Annotated in this window: 3 protein-coding genes; 1 reads left to right on the forward strand and 2 read right to left on the reverse strand. The window is 32.0% G+C overall.

All coding sequences use genetic code 11. The features are described from left to right. On the forward strand, positions 1 to 673 hold a 673-nt coding region (locus BMZ55_RS11215), incomplete at its 5' end, for an IS3 family transposase (protein WP_143068780.1). Between the two features lie 489 nt (positions 674 to 1,162). On the opposite strand, the gene BMZ55_RS11220 is transcribed toward BMZ55_RS11215, so the two are convergent. Beyond that, a complete protein-coding gene (locus tag BMZ55_RS11220; RefSeq protein WP_089820435.1) occupies positions 1,163 to 1,984 on the reverse strand; it encodes a GLPGLI family protein in 822 nt (273 codons plus the stop codon). Positions 1,985 to 2,136: 152 nt separating this feature from the next. Further along, complete coding sequence (locus BMZ55_RS11225; protein ID WP_089820436.1) at positions 2,137 to 2,592, reverse strand: hypothetical protein; 456 nt, start codon at positions 2,590 to 2,592, stop codon at positions 2,137 to 2,139. Positions 2,593 to 2,623: the final 31 nt, after the last annotated feature.

Consider the following 2,623-nt stretch of genomic DNA (forward strand, 5'->3'; position numbering starts at 1 on the left):
CGTTCCCAGAATGACGAACTGGCTCCAAAAGGACATGGGCTATGCCATCAACAAAAAGCGTGTGGAAAGACTTTACAGGGTTATGGGCTTGAGTGCTTCTGCACCGGGACCTGCTACTTCAAAAAAAGGAAAAGGCAAAAAGCACAAGATCTTCCCGTATTTTTTGAGAAATTTAAAGATTACAGCTCCCAATCAGGTTTGGGCGATGGATATTACCTATATTCCAGTTCAGGGCGGCTATCTCTATCTTTGCGCGGTAATCGATCTGTACAGCAGGTTTGTGGTAGGCTGGAGCCTGAGCAACACGATGACTTCGGAATGGTGCCGCGATACCGTGGAGACGGCCATTGAGAAATACGGAAGACCCGAAATCTTTAATACCGATCAGGGCAGTCAGTTTACGGCAGATCTCTTCACCGAATTTATCACCAACCAGGGAATAGCCCTAAGCATGGATGGCAAAGGACGTGCTCTGGATAATATTTTTATTGAAAGACTCTGGCGAAGTGTGAAATACGAGAATGTCTATCTGTATGCTTATCAGGATGGACGAGCGTGCTATGACGGCCTGAAACAGTATTTTCAATATTACAACACGCAGAGAAGACATCAGAGCCTTGCATACGAAGTGCCCGCACATGTCTACGACCGTACAAAAAAGGAAGCAGCATAAATGAACGTTCACGCAGTTTTACACATTCCCACACTACACGGAAAAATCTTTGAAGGGATTTTTCCTATGTGGAAATGTGCAAAACTGCTATCCTTAAAAACAAATAAAATCAAACTTAACTTTTACGATTTACTGTCCAAACTTTGGGGGTAACTATACCCAAGCAATTATACTTAGATATCTCCAACATTGCAGATTAAAAAGATTACTGTTAACCGATATTGATAATAGCTATAAGAATGACTTTGAGATATGTTGATGAAGTACATAGGTAAGATTGATCAACAGCAATCTTTAACATTAGCAGAATATTTATAAACAAAAAAAATAAAATTATGAGTGAAATAGTATTAACAAATCAAAATGATTTAAAATCCTTATAGCAGATGCTGTTGAGCAAAGACTAAAAAAATTTTGCGATTATAAAAGCTGAATCTCAAAGGAAAAGTTCAGCCCCGTTTTTTGCAAATACACTTTTGCAGTGTCTTTTTATTTTAGTAGATTTATTTCAATGATATTATTATCTTTTTGTAACTCCTGAACGGTAGACTCTTCAATTTCTTTAATTAATTTAGATTTTGGAATAATTATATAACCATTTTCATCTTTAACATCATGAATTTTATCCATAATATCTGCTATTGGTTCTTTCCTGTATTTTCTATAAATTTTTTCAAATTTTGGGTAATCTAATTCAATATAGGAAATATATTTATTATCAGGATAGCTAAAATTATTTGGAGAATTTTGAATTGCTTTTAATTCGAAAATATGGTTTCGTTGAATATCTTCAACCTCCAAAATAAGTCCAGGAAGCTGACAAAATTTATATGGGCCATCTTGGATAGGAATTTCTTTTGTAAACCAGGCAATCCATGTTCTTCCACCATAATTTGCCACTGCTTTCTGGACATCAAAGTTCATAATTTTTTTGGAGTCTTCAATTAGTTTCCATTTAAGGTTGAGAACTTCATTAATAACAAAAGTTGTAGAAGAAATTGGAATTATTGAAGTAATTTGATTTCTTTTTGAGTTTTCTTTTATTACACGAGAGCTTTTCTGTAAAATACTTTGTGGAGGTGGTGGAAAACCCTTAGAAATATCTAATTCTACGATCGAATCATTTTTAAATTGGTTTAAACTATAAAATTCAGATTTATCTTTTGATATTGTTAATACCATCAATTCTTTTAGAGTGTTTTGTTTCGCAGTCGAATCTGGAATACTTGTATATTCATAAATAAAATTTGTATTTTGACTATAGAAAAACTGACAAAGTGTCAAAATTATTAAAGTAAATAAATATTTCATTTGTGATTATTATATGGTAATGACATTACAGCTAACGTTTGGGTTTTTTTTGGCGGGACTTTTTATTAGTAGCCTTTGTAAATATAGCAAAAAGAACAATTAGCAAAAATCTTTATGATAAAAACTTCAAACCCGCTAATAGAAATACCGTGTTATACGACGTTTTTTTTGAGACTACTTTTCAAATTGTCAAAGAAATATTCAAATTTTGGAAGTTGTTTTTGGTTAATTTGAGATTTCACAATTTTTAAATTTTTATCCGCTGTCTTAAAAGTATAATCATTGGAGAAATATTTAACTTCTGTTAATTCTCTTAAATCAATTTGTTTACTGGGAATTGAATTAATTATAATTCTATCACTTGTGATTTTAAAATATTTACTTTTGAACTCATATACAAATAAAATAATATATAAAACTCCCACAGCGAGGATAAAATAAGGTTTGTATTTCCATTTGGCATCTTGCTCAAAAAAATAACTAATTCCGATTCCTAACCATAAAATTCCGAAAACTAGATTCTGATATAGTCTTTTATTTGAAAAAGTAAATTCCATCGTTTGGTTTCCATAATTTTCATTTATGGAAATGTTATTATTAGATTTCATTTGTTTGAGGCGTTTTTTTTAAAATGTCGTA

The sequence above is a fragment of the Kaistella treverensis genome (assembly GCF_900114045.1).
GTDB lineage: Bacteria > Bacteroidota > Bacteroidia > Flavobacteriales > Weeksellaceae > Kaistella > Kaistella treverensis.